Below are 22363 nucleotides of genomic sequence, written 5' to 3'. Positions count from 1 at the left end.
CGTCGACGTTTCTCGTGCCCCGGCTGGCGGAGAGGCTGCCGCCGACGGTCGCGTCGGCCCGGAGCACCTCGTTCTCCCGGGTGGAGGCGTGCTCCTCCTGGCTGCCGGGGTTGACCACCAACGGTCCGCGCCGGGCGAGGTGTTCCTCGCCGGCAGCGGAGTCGCCCTCCACGAACTCGCGCCGGTACTGGCCGCGAGGCCGGCCCCGGCGGAGAGCTTGCCGCCCGCGACGACGGTCCTCGTGTGCGTCGACCGGCTCGACTGGTACTGCTCGAACTCGGTGGGGTCGGCGGTGGCCCGGCGGTCGGCGCCCCGTTCCAGGAAGACGAGCGAGATGTGCAGAACCTGGTGCCACCCGCCGCGCCGAGGTACTTCCGGACGGCGGATCCGTGCGAGGGCACGTACTCCCCGCGCCGGGGGTACGGGCCCTCGTGGTACGGAACAGCGTGTCCGGCTGCGCGGGCAGCCTCACCGGCCCGCGCTGGCCGCTCGCTCCTCGCGATCAAGGAGCAGCATGTCGCACAGGCTCGTGTCTTCAAGTAAGGATCAGCGTGTCGTCTTCTGCCTGTGGGGCCCACAGGACTGTCTCCCCTGCGGATTCGCCTGTCCAGAGAGTGGCGGAGCAACCGTCGTCGAAGTCGATCAGTACGGAGGTCGACTCGCGTCCCTTGGACATGCTCCATGTGCCGCGACCCGACTTCTCGCGAAGACCATCTGCGGAGCAGTGGAAGTACTCCAGGACAAGTCCCGTCGCAGTGAAGGAATCGTCGTCGCTCAGAACCAGTCCACCGTCCTGGGCGGTCCACTCTCGTACCAGTGATGTCTTCTGGACGAACTTGCCGTCCGGATACTTGCCGTACTCCGTGGAGACATAGCAGCCGGACAACAGGAGGCCCACGGCGATGGGCACGGCTGTCCGCCGCCAGGCCGTCCGTCGGTCGTCCACTCGCCCGCCCTCTTCCGTCAGCCAGGGATCATCACACGGAAGGCGATACTCATGTAGTGCGACTGCATCGTGGACCCGGAAGTGAAGGGCCGCCTCGCGATGATCCCGTCGTGATCGTATCCCTGCACCAACCGGTCGGCGGCTGTGCCGTATCCCGATCCTGCGCAGCGTGCACGCCGCCGAGGCGGGGCAGCTCATGAACCCCATTCAGTTCCGTGGACAGGTCGAGGGGAGCCGCGCAGGCGCCACCGTCTTCGAGAACGTACGCATCGACGAGAACGGCAACGTCGATACAGCAGCCTTCCGCCGCTACCGGCTTGCCCGATACGCCGCCATCCCGCGCACCGAGGTCCCTGCACGGACACGGCCGGCACTACCGGGCCGCTCGGCGCCAAGTCGATGAAGCGGAAGTTCGTTCGACCCGGTCGCCTTCGCCAACGCGTTACGTGACGCGACGGGTGCCCGCTTCACTCAACTCTCGCTGCCCCGGGCCCTAATGTGGCTCGGACTACGGGAGCACGAGGCCACGGAGTGAGCAGCCGAGCAGTACTCTCGCCAAGGTCCGCTCGCTTCGCTCGGTGTCATGCGCGTGGCTGGGCTGCCGAGGAACCGGGGCCGACCGGGCTGTCGCGCGGCCAAGGGACGTCGCGCACCCGTTGCCGAACACGCTGGTGTCGGGGTCACAGGCACCCGTCGTGACGTGCGCTCCGAAAGGTGGAACATGCCGTTTCCGCCGTCAGTCGGGTGCATCATATGGGCATGACGACGGCTCACGAGATCGACGGACTGCTGCGCGGGCTGACGCCGCGGGTGCTCGGTACGCTCGTGCACCGGTACGGCGACTTCGACACCTGTGAGGACGCCGTGCAGGAGGCGTTGCTCGCGGCGGCCGTCCAGTGGCCGAAGAAGGGCGTTCCGGACCGCCCCCAGGGCTGGCTGCTCACCGTGGCCGGGCGCCGGCTATTCGATCAGCGCCGCAGTGAATCGGCCCGCAGAAAACGTGAGTTGGCTGCGTTCGCGCGGGAGCCGACCGACCGCCACCAGCTCCCGGGCCCGGACAGCGACCAGGAACGGACGCCCGAGCGGGACGACACACTGACCTTGTTGTTCCTGTGCTGTCACCCCTTGCTTTCTCCTGTCTCCCAGGCGGCGCTGACGCTGCGCGCGGTGGGCGGGCTGACCACGGCGGAGATCGCCCGCGCGTTCCTCACCTCCGAAACGTCGATGAAGCAACGGATCACACGGGCCAAGCAGCGCATCAGGACCGACGGGGTGCCGTTCCGGCTGCCGCCAGAGGCGGAGCGGGCGGCGCGGCTGCGCGTGGTCCTGCACGTCCTGTACCTGATCTACAACGAGGGGTACGCCACCGACTCCGGCCCCGAACTGCAGCGCGGAGACCTCACCCGTGAGGCGATCCGGCTCACCCGCGAGGTGCGGCGCCTGCGCCCGTGGGAGAACGAGGTCGCGGGCCTTCTGGCGCTGATGCTCCTCACCGAAGCCCGCCGGGACGCACGGACCGCCCCCGACGGAGCCCCGGTTCCGCTCGATGAACAGGACCGCGGCAGCTGGGACCGGGATGCCATCCGGGAAGGCATCGAGTTGATCACCGCCACCCTGCCCACCGGCTCCGCCGGGCCCTACCAGCTCCAGGCCGCGATCGCTGCGGTACACGCGGAGGCGGCGCGGGCCGAGAAAACGGACTGGCCGCAGATTCTCGGCCTGTACGACATGCTGCTGCGTGTCTTGGACAGTCCAGTGGTGCGCCTCAACCGCGCGGTGGCAGTCGCCATGGTCCACGGGCCGGGGCCCGCGCTCGATCTGCTCCGGAACCTGGAGAGCGACGGCAGGCTCGCGGGGCAGCACCGGCTGGCGGCGGTGCGCGCCCACATGCTGGAGATGGCCGGGGAGCACGGGGCCGCGCGGTCCTTCTACCAATAGGCGGCGGCCCGTACGAACAGCCCGTCGGAGCGGCGGTACCTGGAGGCGCGGGCGGCGGTCCTTGAGGTGGACGACGCCGGGGGCCGGCCCGTGTCCCGCCCGGGGCAGTGCGGGACCACGGCCTGATCCGGAGCCGGTCAGGTCTGCCAGAGCGGGCGCAGTTCGACGGTCCCGTGCGCGGCGCCGGGGTGTCGTGCGGCGATCTCGACGGCCTCATCCAGGTCGGCGCACTCAAGCACGTCGAAGCCGGCCATCTGCTCCTTGGTCTCCGCGAACGGTCCGTCGGACACCAGCAGTTCGTCCTGACGCACCCGCACCGAGACGGCGTCGGCGACCGGACGGAGACGGTCGCCGATGACGCGTACGCCCCGGTCCTCCATCTCACGGACCCAGGCGCCGACCGCCTCCAGATGTGCGGCGTCCTCCTCGGGAGTCATCCGGAGCGCTTCGTCGGCGCAGACCATCAGCAGATACTTCATCGTCTCCTCGCTTCCCCGGCGGGCAGTGGTCGTCAGGAACTTAACAAGGTTTCCGATCTCAGGGTGTCGCCTCCCGGGGATCGGCTCCGACCTTCTCCCAGAGGCCTCGATCGAGGCACCTGAACGAGGAGGAGAACGATGAGTGAACCGCCGGTGGTCACGAGGGACGTCTGGCGCACGGCCCGACGGGTGCTGCTCGCCCGGGAGGAGGAGGCCACACGCGTGCTGGCGGAGGTCAGCGCGGCACGCAGGGCGCTGCCGATGGTGGAGGTCGACAAGGAATACGTCCTCGAAGGGCCCGATGGCAAGGTCCGGCTGCCCGAACTGTTCGAGGGACGCGGCCAACTGATCGTCTACCACTTCATGTTCGACCCGGTCTGGGACGCCGGCTGCAAGTTCTGCTCATACCTGGTCGACAGCGTCGGCGACCGCTCGCACCTGCACGCGCGTGACACGACGCTCGTGCTCGTCTCCCGGACGCCGATCGCGAAGATCGAGGCGTTCCGCTCCCGCATGGCCTGGACCGTGCCCTGGTACTCCGCGTACGGCAGCGACTTCAACTACGACTTCCACGTTACCCAGGACGAGGCGGTCGCCCCGGTCGAGTACGGCTTCCAGGACAAAGAGGCCCTGCTGCGTGGCGGCGAGGAGTGGCGGACCCGGGGCGAGCAGTCCGGGCTCAGCGTCTTCGTCCGGCGCGCGGACGTCGTGTACCACACCTACTCGGCGTGGGGGGACGACACCGACCTGTTGATCGGGACCGACAACTACCTCGATCTCACCCCGCAGGGGCGGCCGTCGCCCGGTGAGAAGGGCAAGTGGCTTCGGCATCACGACAGGTACGAGCCGTAGGCCCACGGCGCGAACTCGCCGCCCCACGCCTCCTCACCTCACCTCACCTCACCTCACCAAGGAAATCAGCATGTCGAAACAGAGCAGCCATGTCGCAGCCCGGTCGGAAGGCGCCGCGCCCCACTGCGGACAGGAACCGGGCGGCACCCTGGATCTCGGCGCGGCGGTGCGCGCCCGCTGGGCAATCACCGCGGTGTTCTTCATCAACGGGCTGTTGTTGGCCAGCTACATCGTCCGGATCCCGTCGCTGAAGGCAGACCTGGGGCTCACGTCGTCCCAACTCGGCTTCGTCCTGACGCTCTTCGGGGTGTCGGCCCTGTTCACCATGCAGTTCGTCGGGCGGCTCGTAGCCCGGTTCGGCAGCGTGCGCCTGATCCGGTGCACTCTGGGGCTGCTGCCCCTGGCGCTGTGCGGGGTCGGACTCGCCCACGACGCCGTACGCCTGTCCCTCGCTCTGGTCGTGATGGGCACCGTGCACGGCACCCTCGACGTGGCCATGAACGGCCACGCGGTGGTGGTTGAACGCCTCCGGCAGCGGCCGATCATGAACAGCTGCCATGCGGCCTGGAGCGTCAGCGCCGTCCTCGGCTCGCTGATCGGCTCGGCGGTGCTGCGGGCCGGGGTGACCCCCGCTGGGCACCTGCTGTGGGTCGGCGGTGTGCTGCTGCCCGTTGGCCTGGCCGCTTCGGCGTGGCTGCTGCCCGCGGCGGCGGACCGCGAGGGCGGGGCTGCGGCCGGACCGAAGCGACCCGAAGCCCGAGGACGCGGCGGCTGGACTTGGCGGATCCTGGTTCTCGGCGCGATGGGCCTGGCGCTGATGATCTGCGAGGCCGCAGTGACCAGTTGGAGCGGGGTGTTCCTGCACGACAGCCGGGGCGCATCGTTCAGCGCGGCAGCTCTCGGCTATACCGCCTTCACCCTGTGCCAAGCGGTCGGCCGGCTGGTCGGTGACCGGCTGACGGAGCGGGTGGGCAGCCGAAGGCTCTTTCGGCTCAATGGTTCGATCACCGTGCTGGGCCTGGTCGTCGTGGTCGTCGGGCCTTCGCAGTCCGTCTCCACGGTGGGCTTCGCGGTCATGGGTATCGGTACCTCGGTGCTGGTCCCGCTGATCTTCAGCGCGGCTGGCCACGCAGGCGGCCAGGGACCGGGCGCCGCCATGTCCGTCTCCCGGGTCACCACCTTCACCTACGCGGGGGTCCTGACGGGACCGGCGCTGGTCGGCTGGCTTGCCCACGCGTTCGACCTGTCGTGGACCTTCGCCGGGATCATCCCGGTGATGCTCGCCGTGGTCCTTGGCGCCAGAACCACCGAGGCGACCCCCGAGGCGGCCACCACGAAAACCTGACGACACCGACCCGATCGGGCCTGATCACCGTGTGTCCGCGTACAAGCTCATGACGCAGACTGAGTGCGCTGTGGCGAACCGGATCTCGTTCGGAGTCTGCGGTGCGGTGATCTTTCGGACAGGGATGCCCATGTGGTCGTGGACATGAAGAAACGGGCCTCTTGGTAGTGACGTGGTTGTTGAGGCCGGTCACGAGCAAGGAGACCCGTTGTCCGACGAGTTGACCATCTCTGCTGTGCTCGCGTCCACCACGGCCATTCCTGGGTGTGACTGCTACGTATCCATGTTCGGTTCGATCGCTCCGGGCTGGCGGGTGCGTGAACTGTACGAACGCCTGCGCCGCGCGGCGGGGGAGCAAAGGGGCCGTTCCTCCACCGACTCGTGCTCGCTGATGGTCTCGCTCATTTCAGCCGTCTCCTTGATCATCGGACCCGCCGTCTATTGGACGCTCCCGCTTGGGCGGCCTGGCAGAACGCCAGGTAGCGGGTCCGGTGCCTCACCGCTCCGCTGGGCCCGCCCTGCCTGCCTGCTGTCCGGCGTATGCGATGCCGAGGTGACCTGTCAGGCGTTCGCGATGCGCCACCTGTTGTCGGCGGTGCCGTCGTCGGGTGTCTGGACGGCGAAGGCGCCGACGGCGGTCGAGCCGCCCGAGATGCCGAGCAGTTTGCCGCTGTTGACGTTGCGGATCTTGTAGGTGCCGTCGCCCTGGTCGAGGAGGGTCCACAGGTGGTCCTGGGTGCCGTTGTCCGACCACTGCAGGACGCTCGCGTCGTCGGCGGTGGACATGTCCCGGACGCCGAGGACCTTGCCGCTGTTGAGGTTGCGGACGCGGACCGCGTCTCCGTCGTCGATCAGCTCCCAGTCGTGGTCGGCGGTGCCGTTGTCGGTCCACTGGAGGACGAGTCCGCCGTCGGCGGTGGACATGTCCTGGATGCCCAACAGCAGGCCGCTGGCGGCGTTGACGAGGTGCACGTACGCGGGGGCGACGCCGCTGGTGTTCCAGTAGACGGTGTAGTTGAAGCCGTGCGCGTCGTGGAAGGGGCCGAGGCTGACGGTGGAGCCGTTCGCGGTCGCGGTGAAGGCCAGGGAGTTGCTGCCGGTGCGCGCGACGGTGGCGGTGTCGAGCAGCGGGAGCGTGCTCAGGGCGCGGTCGCCGTAGTCGCCGGCCAGCACGACCGGGCCGTAGGTGACCGCCTCGGTGCCGGCGTTGTCTGGGGTGGGCCGCAGGACGATCCGCATGGGCAGGCGGACGGTGACGGTGTCGCCGGATCTCCAGGTACGGGTGAGGGTGGCATAGGTGCCGGGGGTCGTGGCGATGTTCTGCGCCACGCCGTTGACGCTGACCGTGGCCGCGGTGGTCCAGCCGGGGATGCGGATGCGCATCGCCCATGTTCCGGCGGCGTTGCCGGTGACCGTCAGCGTGGTCGTGTCACTGGTGGGGAAAGAGGTGGTCTGGGTGAGGGTGATACCGCGCTGGGACCAAGTGAGCACCGACGGCACGAACAGGTTCACGGTGAGTGTGGTGCCGTTGTGGAAGTAGATCGAGTCCATCAGCCGGGTGTGGGTCTCCAGGCCGGTGCCCTGGCAGCACCAGAAGCTGTCGTAGTCGGTGCTCCAGGTGCCGCCGCCCCAGGCCGGGCCCACCCCGCGCCGTCCGCCCGGGTTGAGCGGGGTGAAGTAGGTGACGTGGCCGTGGGCGTCCGCCGGGTTCTGCTGGCCGATCATGTGGTTCAGCCACGCACGCTCGTAGAAGTCGAAGAGTTCGGCCCGGTCGGGGGTGACGGTGAACAGGTCCCGGGTGAGCTTGAGCATGTTGTACGTGTTGCAGCTCTCGCAGGTGTCCTGGCGCAGGTAGGAGGCGATCGCGTTCGGCGCGCGGAAGTGCTCGGCCTGGCTGTTGCCGCCGATGGCGTAGGTGTGGGTGCCGACGGTCGTGTTCCACGCGTTGGTGGCGATGTCCCGGTAGCGGGTGGTGCCGGTGGCCTTGTACTCGCGCAGCGCGCCGATCCACTTGGGGACCTGGGTGTTGGCGTGCAGCCCGTTGAGCCGGTCCTCGCCGGCGGCCAGCGGGTCGAAGACGGCGGCGTGGTCGAAGCGCCGCGCGGCGGTGAGCCAACGGGTGTCGCCGGTCTGCTGGTAGAGGTCGCACAGCACGTCGTTCATGCCGCCGAACTCCACGCCCAGCATCGTCTGCGTCTGCGCGGCGGTGAGCCGGCCGGTGCGGGTGTCGACCCAGCCCGCCAGGGCGAGGCAGACGTCCCGCGCCTGCGTACTGCCGAGGAGCCGCCATACGTCCAGCAGTCCCGCGAGGGTCTTGTGGACGGTGTAGTACGGCACGTTGCCGTTGCTGAGGGTGCCCTGTTCGAGAGCGGTGAAGTCCGACTCGGGGTAGCCGCAGAGGTAACCGGCGGTGAACCCGGCGGCGCTGTTGTTGGCCTGGCACTTGGCCAGCTCCGCCACCATGTACAGGGCCTTGTCGCGGGCGGTCGTGTCCCCGGTGACGGCGTGGAGCTGCGCCCAGGCGGTGAGGAAATGACCCTGGACATGGCTGCGGAAGGGGAAATCGGGAGCGTCCCAGCCGCCGTTCGGGGCGGCGCCCGCGGTGGAGAGCCGGTGGTTGGCGCGGAAGGTGTACAGCAGTCGGTCCACGTTCACGAACCGCAGGTAGGCGGCCGTACGGTTCTGGTTGTCCAGCCACCGGCTCGCGGTCAGCCGGACCTGGCCGAAGGCGAAGGCGTACGCGGAGACCCCGACCTCCGCCCGAACGGCGGGGGCGGCCGCCTGAGCCGGAAGGGCGCCGGCGAGGGGGCCGGCCGCGGACGCGGCGACCGTGGCTCCGGCGGTTTGCAGAAGGTGCCGTCTGCTGAGTGAGCGCGACATCGTTCACCTGTTCCTTGATCGGGGATCGGGGACGGGGACGGGGACGGGGACGGGAGCGAGGACGGGAGCGAGGACGGAGGGGGTGGTGGGGAAGGCGGTCCGAGGCGTGGTCACGGCGTCGTCAGGTCGAACCGCCGGACAGTCACCGAGCCGCCGAGGGCGCGGGTGGCGTGGTGGAACAGGGCGAACCGATAGCCCATGAAGAACTGCCAGTCGTTCTTCAGCGCGAGGGCGGTGCCGAGCGGGGTGAAGGTTGTGCCGTCGGTGCTGTAGGAGAAGTGGCCCTCCCGGCCCGTGCCGGGGCGGATGTCGGCGGTGGCGCGCAGCCAGACGCGGTTGCCGCGGATATCGGTGCTCGCGACCTGGCGGCCGGTGCTGGTGGTGTTCCAGTTGTCGTCCATGGTGAGGTCGCTGACCGACCAGGCGTTTCGTGGTGCCGTCATGGGTGATGCCGATCCAGGCCGAGGAGTCCCGCAGCAGGGCGAGGCCGGCCCGGTCGCCGTCCCGCATCCCTTGGTGGTCGAGCACGATGGTGGCCTCCCGCATCCCTCGGTGGTCGAGCACGATGGTGGCGGTGGAGGACGGGCCCTGGATCCGGTGGGTGAGGGTGTTGCGGGCCGCGTAGAGGTCGTCGGTGACCGTCGCGGTCCGCAGCCGCAGCCCGTTCCCGGCGGACCATCTGCCGTTGTCCGGGTTGTGGTTCCACTCCCACCGCGGTGCGAGGGCCGGGCCGGTGAAGGTGTCGGTGAAGGGGCCGGTCAGGGGTGTGATCGGGCGGGGCGGGGCCGGCAGGTTCGGCACGGGGTAGGAGGTTCCCCAGGCGCCGTCCACGAGTTGGACGGCGGGCCAGCCGTCGGCGCTCCAGGTGACCGGGGCGAGGGCGGGCATCCGCCCGCCGGGGTAGGCGTCGACGAAGGCCCTGTAGTACCAGTCGCCGTTCTGGGTCCGCACCATCCCGCCCTGGTGGGGAACGCCGCCTCCGGGGATCGGGCCGGGCAGGTCGAGCAGGAGCTGCCTCATCTCGTAGGGGCCGTACGGGCCGGTGGTGGACTTGAGGATGTACTGGCCGTTGGCAGGGCGGGTGACGAAGATGAAGTAGCTGCCGTTGATCTTGTAGAAGCGGGACCCCTCCAGGACTCCGACGCTCGCCGGCGTGGTGAAGACCTGCTCGTTGCGGACCTCGGTCCTGGCGTCCGCCGAGAGCTGGGCCACGTGGAGGGTCGTGTTGCCGTGGGCGACGTACATCGTGTCGTCGTCGACCAGCAGGCCCGCGTCGTAGTACGCGTTGTCGATCACGGCGTGTCTGGCCCAGGGGCCTTCGGCGGCAGGAGACGTGCAGAGGTAGGTCTTGGCGAAGTCGATCTGGCCCAGCAAGTAGAAGGTGCTGTCGCTCGGGCGGTAGGTGAGGGACGAGGCCCAGATGCCCCGGACGTAGCCGCGGGCGCCGTTCAGGTCGTACTTCGCCCCGGAGTCCCGTACCGGTACCGAGTGGCCGGCGAACTCCCAGTTGACCAGGTCGTAGGAGCGCAGGACGGGCGCTCCCGGGGAGTAGTGCATGGTCGAGGCGGAGCAGTAGTACGCGTCGCCGACCCGGATGATGTCGATGTCCGCGAAGTCCTGCCAGATGACGGGGTCGGCGAAGGCCGCCGCGATCCCGGGGCCCGGAGCCGTGCCCGTCGGTGGCGCGGCGGCATGAGCCCGCGGCGCCGCGCCGGCCGGAGCGGTACCGGCGGTCAGTCCCGCGGCGGTGGCCAGTACCTGTCGGCGACTGCGCCCATGATTGGTCCAGGACATGCCAAGTCAACGCTCCTTGCTGGGTTCGGCGGAACGGCTCGGTCGGTGACACCGCCGGAACAGCTGCGCACGTGAGTACGCAGCCTCGGTGCCGGATGCGGATTCCGGTTGTCGCGGGCGGCTCACCCACTCACAGCGTTCGTTATCTCGAACATTGGTCGGCTCTTCGGCAAGCACGGACTATAGACGGCCTTTGAAGGCCGCCAACACCCTTCGTACTGCGATTTCCGTGCCGGACTGTTGGCCGACTGCTGATTCGACGACTTCCGGTGGCGTGTCTTTCCCTGCTCGCCGCAGCCGCAGCCGCAGCCGTCACCGCGTGGCCCGAACCGGCCCAGCCCACTCCCAGCCCGCCGGCACACACCGCAGCCGCGCCGCCGGCCGTGTCCCCTTCCCTCACGGGCAGCCCGACACCGACACGCACAGCCAGCACGCCACCGTCCCCCACCCCAGACGGCAGCGCCCTTCTGCGGCAGGACGCCACCTTCTGCCCTCGACCCGGATCGGCCTCCGGCTCGGTGAAAAAAACACCGCGCGCCCACAACTACCCCTACCTCTTCATCAGCTACCGCGACGGCACCGTCATCATCGACACCGCCACCGACGACGACATCCCGGCGCGCTCCTCTTTCCAGGCCAGGGCCGCTCGGGCCGAGTCATGACGCCCGCCGAGCGCGGTATATCTTGCAGCTTGCGTCAACCTCGGGCTGCGGCGACCTGGCCGGCACCGTCAAGGGGGCAAGCCCAGGAAAGAATCCATAGAAGGTGATGGCCGGCACTGATGGACATCCTCCGGCTGCGGTACTTCCTGGCCATCGTCGACTCCGGCGGCTTCAACCGGGCCGCCGCCGTCCTGTACGTCTCGCAGCCCTCCCTGTCCCAGGCGATCCGTACGCTGGAGCGAGACCTGGGGACCGAGCTCTTCCACCGGATCGGCCGGCGCGCCGTGCTGACGGAGGCGGGCCGGGCGCTGATCGGACCGGCCCGAGAGGCCGTCCGCAGCCTGGAGACCGCACGGGCGAGCGTCGAGTCCGTCCACGAACTGCGCACCGGGCGGCTGGACGTGGCGTCGATGCCGTCCCAGGCGATCGAACCCCTCACCACGCTCATCCGCTCCTTCAGCGACCGCCACCCCGGTGTGGTGGTGGTCGTGAAGGCGGTCTTCACCGCACACGACGTGATCGAGGCGGTGCGCACCGGAGCGGTGGAGCTGGGGCTGCTGGCGTGCGCCGGGCCGTTGCCGGACAAGGAGGTCGATACGTTCGGCCTCGGGCGGCAGCGCTTCGTGCTCCTCGTCCCGCCAGGTGATCCGCTCGCCGGGCGCCGGAGCGTCGGTTCCGGGGAACTGTCCGGGCGGCGGCTGATCGTGGGCCAGCCCGGAACCGGGATGCGGGCCTACACCGACTCACTGCGGGAACAGGGCGTGGAGTTCTCCGTGGCGGCGGAGACGGAGCACCGGGTGTCCCTGTTGCCCCTGGTCCTGGCCGGTGCCGGACTGGCGGTGGTCACGGAGTCCTGGCGGGACCTGGCACGGCGGGCCGGCGCCCACGTCCTGGACATCGAACCGGCCACCGCTCTGAGTGTCGGTCTGGTCAGCCGTCGAGGACTGTTGTCTCCCGCGTCGTCGGCTTTCCTGGCAGCGGCCGGGGCGCACGTCGAGTCCGACCGATAGGCACCGCTTATAAGGCAGGTCGGATCTGCGTCTTGGACGCCACCCCGGGCACGCTGCTGCAATCGACCCCATGACGAACCACCGCATCGCCCTGATCCCCGGCGACGGGATCGGCGCCGAGGTTCTGCCTCCCGCCCAGCAGGTCCTCGACGTCCTCGGCCGCCGGCACGGCTTCACCCTGGACTACACCTCCTACGACGACTGGTCGTGCGAGCGGTACCTGCGCGAGGGCGCGATGATGCCCGACGACGGCCTCGATCAGCTCCGGGACAAGGACGCCATCCTGCTGGGCGCGGTCGGCTACCCCGGGGTGCCCGACCACGTCTCGCTGTGGGGACTGCTGATCCCGATCCGCCGCACCTTCCGCCAGTACGTCAACCTGCGGCCGATCCGTGTCTTCGAGGGCATCGACAGCCCCGTGCGCGGCGCGGTGGCGGGCGAGGTCGACTTCGTCGTGGTCCGCGAGAACGTCGAGGGCGAGTACAGCGAGGTCGGCGGCCGGCTCAACCGGGGCTTCGACGACGAGATGGCCGTACAGGAGGCCGTCTTCACCCGGGCCGGTGTCACCCGCGTCCTGGACTACGCCTTCGACCTGGCCGGCCGGCGCGGGGGCCGCCTGACCTCCGCGACGAAGTCCAACGGCATCGTGCACACCATGCCGTTCTGGGACCAGCTCGTCGCCGAACGCGGCGCGCACTTCCCTGACGTGACCTGGGACCAGGAGCACATCGACGCCCTCGCCGCCAAGTTCGTCCTCGACCCGGCCCGCTTCGACGTCGTCGTCGGCTCCAACCTGTTCGGCGACATCCTCAGCGACCTGGCCGCCGCAGTCGCCGGCTCCATCGGCATCGCCCCGGCCGCCAACCTCAACCCGGAGCGGGAGTTCCCCTCCATGTTCGAGCCGGTCCACGGCTCCGCCCCCGACATCGCCGGACAGGGCATCGCCAACCCGCTGGGCGCGATCTGGTCGGCGGCCATGATGCTGGACCATCTCGGCCACCCGGCCGCCGCGAAGGACATCACCGACGCGATCGCCGCCGTCCTGGCCAAGACCGACGTCCGCACCCCCGACCTCGGCGGCACCGCGACCACCGCGGAGTTCACCGACCAACTCCTCGAACAGCTCTAGGGACAGTCGGCCACGCCACTGCCCAGGCCGGCTCCGCCCCGACACGACGGGGCAGCCCTCTGTGAACCAGTCGCCGTGGCGGCACGGACGACGCCGCCACGGCCGCAGGCGCTCGCCGCCTTCCCCTTCCCGAGCCGCGCTCTCTCCGCCGGTTCTCCCGCTTCCCGCGCCTGGAGAGCCGGCCCGCGTCCCGGTTGCGCCCCGTTCCTCAACGAGGAGAAACGACATGGCAGCACCCGCAATGCCCGCGTCACCTCTCACCGACGCGCCGAAGAAGCCCTGGTACCGGCAGCTGTACTTCTGGGTCCTGACCGCCATCGTCACCGGTGTTCTCACCGGCTGGCTCTGGCCTGAGGCCGGCACCGCCCTCGAACCGGTCGGCACCACCTTCGTCGCCGCGATCAAGATGCTGATCACGCCGATCGTCTTCCTGACCATCGTGGCCGGCATCGGCAGCGTCGACAGTCTCGGCCGGGTCGGCCGCGTCGGCCTGAAGTCCCTGCTCTACTTCCAGGCCGGCACCCTGGCGGCCCTGCTCATCGGGCTCCTCGCCGTCAACCTCTTCCAGCCCGGCGCCGGCGTCCACGCCCACCCCGGTGACCTCCACCTGGAGGGCGACGCGAGCCAGTACGTGAAGGAGGGACAGAACCAGGACTGGTGGCACTTCCTCACCGACCTCGTCCCCACCAGCGCGGTCGGCGCCTTCGCCGAAGGAAACATCCTCCAGGTCATCTTCTTCTCGGTCCTCTTCGGCATCGCCCTGAAAGCCGTCGGCCCCGTCGGTGAACCGATCGTCGACGGCGTCCAGCGCCTGAGCGCCGTCGTCTTCAAGATCCTCCACTACGTCATGCTCGCCGCTCCGGTCGGAGCCTTCGGCGCCATGGCGTACACCATCGGTGAGTACGGCATATCCACCCTCACCAGCCTCGGCCGGCTCATCGGGCTCTTCTACGGGACGTCCGCGTTCTTCGTCATCGTCGTCCTCGGCACGGTCACGGCAGCCCTGAAGATCAACATCTTCCGGTTGCTGCGCTACCTGCGAGAAGAGTTCATCCTCGTCCTGGGAACCTCCTCCTCCGAGAGCGCCCTGCCGCGCCTGATGGCCAAACTGGAAGGACTCGGTGTCCGACGCGACATCGTCGGCCTGACCGTCCCCACCGGGTACTCCTTCAACCTCGACGGCAGCTCCATCTACCTCTCCCTCGCCGCCGTCTACATCGCCCAGGCCACCGACACCCCGCTCAGCATCGGCCAGCAGCTCGGTCTCCTGGCCGTCATGATCCTCACCTCCAAGGGCTCCGGCGGCATCACCGGCGCCGGGTTCATCGCCCTGGCCGCCACGCTCTCCACCGTCGGCACCGTCCCCGCCGCCGGCATCATGCTCATCTTCGGTATCGACAAATTCATGTCCGAATGCCGCGCCCTGACCAACCTGGCCGGCAACAGCGTCGCGACCCTGGTCGTCGCCCGCTGGGAGAAAACCCTGGACGTCGCGCGGGTCAACAGGATTCTGCACGCCCGCGAGCAACCTCCCCGACCGGACGAGAAGCCCAGCCGGCAGACCGACCTCCCGACGCAGTTGCCGACGAAAGCCTGACCACATCATCCACACGCGTCTCCCGGAACAGTGTCGCGCCGAACCGGGAGCGGCGTGCGCCCGATGCGCACGCAGTTCTGGGCCCGGCGGTCACCACCGCCGGGCCCCGGGCGTCCACCGGAGGGGAGCGTGCTGCCGTGCCCGGACCCGGACTGCCGGTCTCGCCCCGGGCGATCATCTCCCCTCGCGACGCCTCGGCCCGCTACGCGCGGCACGGACACATCAGCAGAGGGAAGGGCTTGGCCGCTCATCTGACCGAGACCTGTGCTCCGGGCAGCCCCAACGTGACGACGGGCGTGGCCACCACCCACGACAGCCCGCCGGCACCGCCGGAGCGACGGGTGCGGCCGGGACGACTTCCACATCAACCACGACCGCCGCCGGGTGACCTGCCCGAACGGCCAGTCCAACGCCGTCTGGCACGGCCCCCTCCAGCAGCGCCGCACGGCCGCCGTGAGCGGCGCTCCGCTGGTCGCCCCGGGCCTGCTGCGTGAGCCGGCCCTCACCGTCGGGCTCGACGGCATCGCCTTGTTCTCGGCGGGCTCATCGGCACCCGGCTCGTGCTGACCTGTTCCTCCGGATCGGCCGGCACTTCGCCGCCGGTGAGGCGGGGCCGGGCAACCTGCCCCTCGCGGTGGGAACCGCAATCGGCGGCTTCCACCGCGAGCTGATAGTTCAGGCGTGCCCGCTGGTGGTTCTCTCGGCGGTCACCTTCCTGCCGCCGAGAAGGGCCGCTTCGAAGACGAGCAGCACGGCATCACCGCCGAGACGGTTCCCGACGGCTCCGGCGCCGACAAGCACCTCACCGTGTGAGCCCCGGCCGGGGCGCGTGCACGACGAGCGGCCGGGCCGGCCCGAATGGACCGCAACCGGGGCTGCCGCCCGATGCGGGAGATGACGAGGAAGACGGAAGGGAGCGTCATGACACACCGGAACGTGCTGCTCGCGGGAGCCGGCATCGCCGGTCCGGCCCTGGCCCACCGTCTCGCGGGAGGGCCGAAAGACCGTGGACCTGCGGCGGCGCCGGACGGGACATCGCCTGCGCGAGGGGCCTGGAAGGCAAGCGCCGGTGGGGCCCGCACCTTGCGCCTGCCGGTGGAAATGATCAGGTCGGGTTGGCTCTGCTCGACCGTTCATGCGAGTTGTCCGGTGCCGGGGGTGCGGCTGGTTCGTGGAGCAGTTGGAGTACGCGTCGCAGGTCGGGGCGTTTGCGGGTCCCCGCACGGCTGACGGTGAAGACGGACCGGGAGACGGGGTGGAGCAGGGGGTGGAGGCTGAGGGAGTCGGTGGTGTCGGGCAGTGCCATGCGGGGGATGAGGGCGGTGCCCGCTCCCGCGGCGACCAGGGCCGCCAGCACGCTGAAGTCGCCACTGCGGGTCCTGATGTCCGGGACGAAGCCGGCCGTGCCGCAGGCGCGTTGGATCATCTCGTAGCAGGAGGTCTCCGGGCCTGGGGTGAGCCAGGGCAGGTCTGCCGCGCGGGACAGGTCCACCGGCTGGCCGGGCCGCAGACCCCACTCGCCGGCCTGGCGGGGATGCAGGGCGAGCAGCACCGGTTCCTCCATGAGCAGGGCCTGCTCGTAGGCGGCGGGGAAGGTGCGTGGCAGCACGGTGTAGCTGTGGACCAGGGCGAGGTCGGTGGAGCTCTTGTGCAGTTCGTCGAGGGCTTGGTCGGGTTCCTGCACGGACAGTCGCAGCGACAGCTGCGGGGCGGGCTCGCTGTCGGCCAGTCGTTGCCACAGAGGCGCGACGAGAGTGCGGGCGGCGGAGGCGAAGGCGGTGATCCGTACGATGCCGCGCCGGCCGCTCTGCAGGGCGGCCAGGCCGGACTCGGCTGCCGCGAGTTCGGCGAGGATGATCTCGGCGTGGGCCACCAGCAGTTCCCCGGCCGCGGTAAGCCGCAGGGTGCGTCCCCGCTTCTCCACCACCGGTGTGCCGGCCTCCTTCCGCAGGGCGGCGAGGTGCTGGGAGACCGCCGGCGGGGTCAGGTGCAGAGCCTCCGCGGTGGCCGCGACGGTCCCGTACGCGGCGAGGTGCTGGAGGATGCGCAGGCGGCGTACATCGAGCACGGTCTACTCCTTGGTCGGGCCGGGGGCGGGGGCCGGGCCGGGGGTGGGGGCGGGGACGGGGGCGGGTTCCACGATGCGGTGCGGACCGCGGCGGGTGTTCTCGCCGTGTGTGGTCACGCGCTGGTCGGCCGCTGGGCGGCCGGGGCCGTCTCCCCGCTCTCCGCTGCGGCGTTGTGCCGGACTGCGCCGATTGATCATGATCACTCCCGCGACGCTGACCGCTCCGCCCAGCAGCTCGATGAGGTGGGGTACCTCGCCCAGCCAGACGAAGGCGATGACCAGGGTCACCGGCGCGACCAGGTAGAGGGCGGCGGTGGAGGTGGCGAGCGGCAGGCGGGCGACGGCGTAGCCGAAGATGACGAATCCGAGCGCGGAAGGAAGCAGGCCCAGGTAGAGCGCGGAGGCCAAGGCATCGGCCGGCGCCTTCAGGGCCGCGTGCCAGGTGGCAGGGGCCAGCGGCAGGGCGAAGACCGTGCCGGCGACCATCGCGTAGGTGGTGACCTCCAGGCCGGTGTAACGACGCAGCAGGGGCTTGGTGGCGACGTGGTAGATCCCTTGGACCACGGCGGCGGCCAGCACGACGAGGGCGGAGACGGTGAACCCGCCGGTGCCCCTGGCCAGGCTGACGATGGCCGCGCCGGCGAGCGCGACGACGCTGCCGAGGACGATGTTGCGGCTCAGCCGCTCTGTGAGGAACAGACTTCCCAGCAGCACGCTGAAGGCGGGGACGGTCGCGATCAGCAGGCTCGCCGTACCGGCCGCCACGTTCACCTCGCCCCAGTTGAGCAGGAGCTGGTAAGCGGTGATACCGGTTGCCCCGCACAAGGCGACCAAGGGCAGATCACGGGACCGGGGCCTGCGGACCTTCGCGAACGGCGCCACCAGCAGCAGGGCAACAGAAGCGATCACGATCCGCAGCAACGACAGGGCCTGCACCCCCAGACCGTCGACCCCGACCCGGATGGCCGGGAAGGCCGAGGCCCACAGGAGGACGGTGCCGGTCAGGGCGAGGACGCGTGAGGACATGAGGCTTGGCTGCATGCGGTCCAGCATGCTCGCCCGGAATGAAAAGTTCCATTTAGTCTTTGCGGCAGAATCAATTAGCCGCGCTTATTCGAGGTCGGGCTCAGGCATTCGTCGGGGCCGCTTGCGGTGATCTGGTGCCGACCGCTCCCATCGGCCGGGTCACGCCGAGCTGGTCGCAGAGCCTGGCGAGAGCCCGCGAGCCGTACTGGGCTCCGTGATCGGAGCGGAACACGGCGTCGTCCAGGCTGCCGCGGGCCGAGGTCGTCATCTGCAGTGCGCCGGCGACCAGGCTGGTGCGCATGCGGTAGGCGATGGACCGGCCGACGACCTTGCGGCTGAAGCAGTCCAGCACGGTCGCGAGATCGAGGAACTTCCCGCCTGGGAGCACCGCGACCGGCGTGAAGATCCACGAGAGTTACAGCACCACCTCGTTCGCCCGGGGGCACGGCAACCCCGGCGACGGGTACACCTGGATGGGCGGGCAGGCCAACGCGGAATGGGTGCCCTGCCCGGACGGCAGCGTCAAGGACCAGTGGACGTACGTCCACAACAACCGCGCCGGGATCGAGGGTTACGTCTCCGACTGTTTCATCAGGGAGTACTGACCGGAGCCGCCGGTGACCTGCCTTCCCGGTCCGGGCAGCGGCACCTGCTTCGATGCGGAACGACGCACCGGCCGCGATGTGCGCGTAGTACTGTGCGAGAGCGGCACAGCACGTCGCCCGGGAGCCGTATCGACTGCACTGGTGGGTCAGTCATGGTCGACATGGAGGTGTCGTGCCCCTGCGGATGAAGTTGAGCGCGATCACGCTCGATTGCGCTGACCCGCTGGTTCTGGCCGCGTTCTACCAGGAAGCCACCGGCTTTGCGCCGCACCCGAAGTCGGACGGCGAGTTTGCCGGCCTGAGCCGGGAGGACGGGTTCTTCCTCGGCTTCCAGAGGGTCGACGGGTACCGGGCTCCTGGCTGGCCCGGCCAGGAGGTCCCCCAGCAGTTGCACATCGACTTCGAGGTCGAGGACTTCGACGAAGCCGAGACCTGGCTGCTGGGACTGGGTGCGAGCAAGCCGGAGTATCAGCCGGATGCGGACAGGTTTCGCGTCCTTCTCGACCCGGCCGGGCATCCCTTCTGTCTGGTCAACAGCGTTCGAACGAGGAGTGCGGCGTTCTCCGAGACTCTCTGAGCCTCCCAGGGAGGCGTGTCAGGCGGTCGCACCTTGTTGGTGGGTCGGACGGGAACAGGTGGCCCAGATCTGGGCGGGGGCGGGGGCGGGGACGGACATCGGCAAGACGCACCACACCGTGGTGCTCGACGCCGAGGGCGAGCGGTTGCTGTCCCGACGGGTGCTCAACGACGAGCCGGAACTGCTGGTACTGCTCGCCGACGTCCCGGCCATCGATGAGGACGTGGTCCGGCGGTCGACGTCGCCGACGGCATAGCGGCCTTGTGGACCAATCTTCTGCTCAACCACGGCCGGCAGCTCGTCCACATACCCGGCCTCGCGGTCAACCGTGCCGCCGCCGGCTACCGCGGCACCGGCAAGACCGACGCCAAGGACGCCACCGTCATCGCCGACCAAGCCCGGATGCGCCGGAGCCTGACCTCGCTACGGCCGGACGACGAGCCCGCCGTCGAACTGGGCGTGCTCACCGGCAGCCGGGCCGACATCAACGCCGACCGCACTCGTCGGATCAACCGCCTGCGCGGCCGGCTGAGAGGCATTCTTCCCGCCCTGGAGCGGGCACTGGACCTGGGCAACACCGGCCCGCTGATCCTGCTGACCGGCTACCAGACGCCCTCCGCCCCGCGCCGGACTGGCCGCAAACGACTGGGGACCTGGCTGCGCAACCGCAAAGTCCGCGGCGCAGAGGCCCTGACCAAGGAGGTGACAGCCCTCAACGAGCGACTTGCCGCGACGGCTGGCGACATAAATGCCTATGGCTTCGCCGACCGGCTGGCCAGCATGGCCGGCGTCGCTCCGACGCCCCGAGACTCGGGCAGCGTCAACGGCAACCCGCACCGGTCACGGCGCTACCACCGCGGTCTTCGAAGGGTCTTCTGCACCTCCGCGTTGATCAGCATCCTCACCTGCGACGAACGTTCTCTGGGCCCTTATCCGCGACGGACGGTGCTACCAAGTCGGTCTCTCGGCCACAGCGGCGGCTTGACCGGCCATCGACTTCGGCGGCCGCCTGCCGAGTGCGCCGCGCATCCGCCGGTTGCGGACGCGGTTCGCGGGCACTGGAACGGTGGCCTTGATCCCGCGTCTGCGCAGGTAGAAGCGGTTGGCCCGGGAGTCGTAGGCTCTGTCGGCCCGTACCTGGGCAGGCCGCTTGCGCGGTCTGACGAGACCGAGCCGGGGCACCCGGATCGCTCCCAGGATGGGCTCGAACCGCGGTGAGTCACCCCGCTGTCCAGCTGTGATCACGACGGGCAGGGGCTTCTGGCGCTGCTCGACGGCAAAGTGAATCGTGCTGGTCAGGCCGTTTCGGGACCGTCCGAGGCCGTGGTCGGCCGGCTCGACGAAGACGCCGCCGGGCGGCTCTCTCTGGAGATTCCCCTTTCCGCAGCCCCGGCGGCGTGTCGGTGGGCTCGGCAGACGGTGGAGTCGACGTTGACGTCCCAGGTGATCAGGCCCTTCGCGTCCACCTCGGCTCGGAGCCGGCTGTGAATCCTCGCCCGGGTGCCGTCCCGCTGCCAGCGTCGAATCGGCGGACGAGGACGATGACGGCGGGGTGCATCGGCATGGTCCGCGTCTACTGCCTGTTCAGCGGATGCCAGGTCGGGCCGACTTCACGGCTGGGTGTGTTGCTCGGCGGCGTCGAACGCGGGCGTGAGCGGGGCCAGCGCCCCGCGGAGCTGGTCGGGCAGTGAGCCGGAGGGCACGACCAGTCCTCCGGCGGCGGAACGCCCTGCGGCCCCTGTGGCCCCGGACGGCCGAAGCCAGCTTTCCAGCGCGATGCGGACTGCCGCGGTCACGCTTGCCGCGAGGACGCGGGCCGTGTGTGCTCCGGCGTCACCCAGGCGTTCGGCGATCACCTCGGTGAGAGGGTGCTCGATGCCGGCGGTGGTGTCGAGGAACGCGTCGCGCAGCGCGGTCCGGGTGGTGATCAGCAGCAGCACCTCGCGTGCGCGCTCTCCGGTGTTCGTGTACTGCTCGACCACCGCCTCGGTGACGGCGTCGGCCAGGCGCACTCCTGCGGGCCGGGCCGCGACCGCCGCCGCGATCCGCGCCTCCCGGTCCGCGGTGACTGCGGAGACGATCGCCTGCTCGCGGCTGGCGAAGTAGTTGTTGTAGGTGCGAGGCGAGACCCCGGCCGCTTCGGCGATGTCCTCGACCCGAACCTGGTCCGGTCCGCGCTCCACGGCCAGGCGCAGGGCCGCCTCGCGCAGCGCCTCGCGCGTGGCCTGCTTCTTCCGCTCCCGCAGCCCTGGTGGTGGTGTCGGTGTCGTCACGGTGCCAGGTTCCCACACAGAACTGCGCGCCCGCAATATTGCGTGCACGCAATATTCCTGTCAGTCTCGGTCCCGGCCGAGACGGGCAGACCGAGACGGGCAGAGAGGCGTCACCATGCGAGCAAGAGGAATGACCTACGACACCGGATTCGTCGTGCACGGCGAGATATCCCGCGAGCACTTCGAGACTGCGGTGGTCCGGCGCGAACTCGCCATCATCCGCGACGACCTGCACTGCGACGCGGTCCAGATCATCGGCGGCGACCCGGACCGACTGGAGCTGGCCGCCGGCGTGGCCGCCGAACTCGGCCTGGAGGTCTGGTTCTCGCCCTATCCGCTGGAGCTGGATCCGGAGCAGATCCTCACGCTCTTCCGCGACTGCGCCGAGCGAGCGGAACGGCTCCGCCGGCAGGGGGCCACGGTCGTGTTCGTCGCGGGGGTCGAGCTGAGCGTGATGAACCGCGGGTTCCTGCCCGGAGACAGCCCCGAGGACCGGGTCGAGCAACTGATGAGCCAACCCGAGCGGCGGGCCGAAGCAATACGCGAACTCGGCGTGCGCATCAACGCATTCCTCCGCGACGCCGCGGCCACGGTCCGCGAGCGCTTCCGGGGCAAGCTCACCTACGCATCCATCCAGGTCGAGCAGGTCGACTGGACTCCCTTCGACTTCGTGACGTTCGAACTGATCCGCTCCGCCGAGGTCGCCGACCGGTTCCGGGACGCGGTGCGCACCCTGGCCCAAGGCCCGAAGCCGCTCGCCGTCACCGGGTTCGGCACCGCGGCCTACCGCGGCGCGGGAGACCGCGGCGGACGGGTGCTGGAAGTGGTCGAGCACGACCCGAAGACCAGAGCCCCGGTACGGCTCAACGGCGTGTACGAGCGTGACGAGGCCGGCCAGGCCGCATATCTGAGCGAACTGCTGGAGATCTTCGAGACCGAGGGCGTGGACAGCGCGTTCGTGTTCCTGTTCGCCTTGCCCGGCTACCCGCACCGCCCGGACGGCGACCCCAGGGACGACTTGGACCGGGCCGGTCTGGGCATCGTCAAACTCCTCGAAGGACGCCGGGGGCAGACCTACCCCGACATGGAATGGGAACCCAAGGCCGCCTTCACGGCCGTGGCGCAGCGGTATCGGAAGTGACAGATCCCGAGCAGACGGCAGCGGCATCCGCCGAACCCGCC

Annotated in this window: 20 protein-coding genes and 4 pseudogenes; 14 read left to right on the top strand and 10 right to left on the bottom strand. The window is 69.9% G+C overall.

Annotation, left to right across the window (positions count from 1 at the left end):
* Nucleotides 1-535: 535 nt before the first annotated feature.
* The gene (locus UW392_RS57585) at nt 536-946 is read right to left on the bottom strand and encodes a hypothetical protein (RefSeq protein ID WP_320783485.1); all 411 of its coding nucleotides are present in this window, start codon (nt 944-946) and stop codon (nt 536-538) included.
* A 151-nt stretch (nt 947-1097) separates the two neighbouring features.
* Between UW392_RS57585 and UW392_RS57580 the strand changes: the two are divergent.
* Nucleotides 1098-1481 (top strand): annotated as a pseudogene (locus tag UW392_RS57580) (molybdopterin cofactor-binding domain-containing protein); the annotation flags it as partial.
* A 224-nt stretch (nt 1482-1705) separates the two neighbouring features.
* A complete protein-coding gene (locus UW392_RS57575; protein ID WP_320783484.1) occupies nt 1706-2884 on the top strand; it encodes an RNA polymerase sigma factor in 1179 nt (392 codons plus the stop codon).
* Nucleotides 2885-3021: 137 nt separating this feature from the next.
* On the opposite strand, the gene UW392_RS57570 is transcribed toward UW392_RS57575, so the two are convergent.
* Nucleotides 3022-3363 carry a YciI family protein gene (locus tag UW392_RS57570; protein WP_320783483.1) on the bottom strand — a complete coding sequence of 114 codons (342 nt, stop codon included), beginning with the start codon at nt 3361-3363 and terminating at the stop codon, nt 3022-3024.
* Nucleotides 3364-3501: 138 nt separating this feature from the next.
* Here UW392_RS57570 and UW392_RS57565 point away from each other — a divergent pair, with 138 nt between their 5' ends.
* Nucleotides 3502-4215, top strand: coding sequence for a DUF899 domain-containing protein (locus UW392_RS57565; RefSeq protein ID WP_320783482.1), 714 nt, complete (start codon nt 3502-3504; stop codon nt 4213-4215).
* Nucleotides 4216-4285: 70 nt separating this feature from the next.
* Nucleotides 4286-5560, top strand: a complete 1275-nt coding sequence (locus tag UW392_RS57560) for an MFS transporter (RefSeq protein ID WP_320783481.1) — start codon at nt 4286-4288, stop codon at nt 5558-5560.
* 273 nt (nt 5561-5833) lie between these two features.
* Here the strand turns inward: UW392_RS57560 and UW392_RS57555 are convergent, their stop codons facing one another.
* The 3 genes and pseudogenes from UW392_RS57555 to UW392_RS57545 all read right to left on the bottom strand — a co-directional run bounded on the left by UW392_RS57555 (nt 5834) and on the right by UW392_RS57545 (nt 10234).
* Nucleotides 5834-5965 (bottom strand): hypothetical protein, encoded by a 132-nt coding sequence (locus tag UW392_RS57555; RefSeq protein WP_320783480.1) that lies wholly within the window; start codon nt 5963-5965, stop codon nt 5834-5836.
* A gap of 156 nt (nt 5966-6121) precedes the next feature.
* On the bottom strand, nt 6122-8440 hold the full coding sequence (locus UW392_RS57550) for a beta-L-arabinofuranosidase domain-containing protein (protein ID WP_320783479.1): 2319 nt from the start codon (nt 8438-8440) through the stop codon (nt 6122-6124).
* A 110-nt stretch (nt 8441-8550) separates the two neighbouring features.
* A pseudogene (locus UW392_RS57545) lies at nt 8551-10234 on the bottom strand (glycoside hydrolase 43 family protein).
* Between the two features lie 269 nt (nt 10235-10503).
* On the opposite strand from UW392_RS57545, the gene UW392_RS57540 reads away from it, so the two are divergent.
* The 6 genes and pseudogenes from UW392_RS57540 to UW392_RS57515 all read left to right on the top strand — a co-directional run bounded on the left by UW392_RS57540 (nt 10504) and on the right by UW392_RS57515 (nt 15445).
* Nucleotides 10504-10896, top strand: coding sequence for an AbfB domain-containing protein (locus UW392_RS57540; protein WP_320783478.1), 393 nt, complete (start codon nt 10504-10506; stop codon nt 10894-10896).
* 119 nt (nt 10897-11015) lie between these two features.
* On the top strand, nt 11016-11906 hold the full coding sequence (locus UW392_RS57535) for a LysR family transcriptional regulator (protein WP_320783477.1): 891 nt from the start codon (nt 11016-11018) through the stop codon (nt 11904-11906).
* Between the two features lie 70 nt (nt 11907-11976).
* On the top strand, nt 11977-13035 hold the full coding sequence (locus UW392_RS57530; protein ID WP_320783476.1) for a tartrate dehydrogenase: 1059 nt from the start codon (nt 11977-11979) through the stop codon (nt 13033-13035).
* 226 nt (nt 13036-13261) lie between these two features.
* Complete coding sequence (gene dctA / locus UW392_RS57525; protein WP_320783475.1) at nt 13262-14632, top strand: C4-dicarboxylate transporter DctA; 1371 nt, start codon at nt 13262-13264, stop codon at nt 14630-14632.
* Nucleotides 14633-15061: 429 nt separating this feature from the next.
* Nucleotides 15062-15287 (top strand): annotated as a pseudogene (locus UW392_RS67210) (MFS transporter); the annotation flags it as partial.
* 26 nt (nt 15288-15313) lie between these two features.
* Nucleotides 15314-15445 carry a hypothetical protein gene (locus UW392_RS57515; protein WP_320783473.1) on the top strand — a complete coding sequence of 44 codons (132 nt, stop codon included), beginning with the start codon at nt 15314-15316 and terminating at the stop codon, nt 15443-15445.
* Between the two features lie 292 nt (nt 15446-15737).
* Here the strand turns inward: UW392_RS57515 and UW392_RS57510 are convergent, their stop codons facing one another.
* From UW392_RS57510 to UW392_RS57500, 3 genes are all read right to left on the bottom strand, one after another.
* Nucleotides 15738-16700 carry a LysR family transcriptional regulator gene (locus tag UW392_RS57510; RefSeq protein WP_320783472.1) on the bottom strand — a complete coding sequence of 321 codons (963 nt, stop codon included), beginning with the start codon at nt 16698-16700 and terminating at the stop codon, nt 15738-15740.
* Nucleotides 16701-16703: 3 nt separating this feature from the next.
* The gene (locus UW392_RS57505) at nt 16704-17741 is read right to left on the bottom strand and encodes a DMT family transporter (RefSeq protein ID WP_320783471.1); all 1038 of its coding nucleotides are present in this window, start codon (nt 17739-17741) and stop codon (nt 16704-16706) included.
* 85 nt (nt 17742-17826) lie between these two features.
* Nucleotides 17827-18114, bottom strand: coding sequence for a DDE-type integrase/transposase/recombinase (locus UW392_RS57500; RefSeq protein ID WP_320783470.1), 288 nt, complete (start codon nt 18112-18114; stop codon nt 17827-17829).
* Nucleotides 18115-18124: 10 nt separating this feature from the next.
* On the opposite strand from UW392_RS57500, the gene UW392_RS57495 reads away from it, so the two are divergent.
* The 3 genes and pseudogenes from UW392_RS57495 to UW392_RS57485 all read left to right on the top strand — a co-directional run bounded on the left by UW392_RS57495 (nt 18125) and on the right by UW392_RS57485 (nt 19893).
* Nucleotides 18125-18331, top strand: a complete 207-nt coding sequence (locus UW392_RS57495) for a hypothetical protein (RefSeq protein ID WP_320783469.1) — start codon at nt 18125-18127, stop codon at nt 18329-18331.
* A gap of 184 nt (nt 18332-18515) precedes the next feature.
* A complete protein-coding gene (locus tag UW392_RS57490; protein WP_414497583.1) occupies nt 18516-18908 on the top strand; it encodes a VOC family protein in 393 nt (130 codons plus the stop codon).
* A gap of 58 nt (nt 18909-18966) precedes the next feature.
* Nucleotides 18967-19893, top strand: a pseudogene (locus UW392_RS57485) (IS110 family transposase).
* Here UW392_RS57485 and UW392_RS57480 read toward each other — a convergent pair.
* Both UW392_RS57480 and UW392_RS57475 read right to left on the bottom strand, forming a co-directional pair.
* On the bottom strand, nt 19857-20195 hold the full coding sequence (locus tag UW392_RS57480) for a transposase (protein ID WP_320783597.1): 339 nt from the start codon (nt 20193-20195) through the stop codon (nt 19857-19859). The pseudogene UW392_RS57485 and the gene UW392_RS57480 sit on opposite strands and share 37 nt — an antisense overlap.
* A 323-nt stretch (nt 20196-20518) precedes the next feature.
* Complete coding sequence (locus UW392_RS57475) at nt 20519-21181, bottom strand: TetR/AcrR family transcriptional regulator (RefSeq protein WP_320783467.1); 663 nt, start codon at nt 21179-21181, stop codon at nt 20519-20521.
* A gap of 130 nt (nt 21182-21311) precedes the next feature.
* Here UW392_RS57475 and UW392_RS57470 point away from each other — a divergent pair, with 130 nt between their 5' ends.
* The gene (locus UW392_RS57470; RefSeq protein WP_320783466.1) at nt 21312-22322 is read left to right on the top strand and encodes a hypothetical protein; all 1011 of its coding nucleotides are present in this window, start codon (nt 21312-21314) and stop codon (nt 22320-22322) included.
* The last annotated feature ends 41 nt before the right edge of the window (nt 22323-22363 follow it).

This window comes from Streptomyces sp. CRN 30, from assembly GCF_034105845.1.
This window is presented reverse-complemented; position numbering and strand designations above follow the sequence as displayed.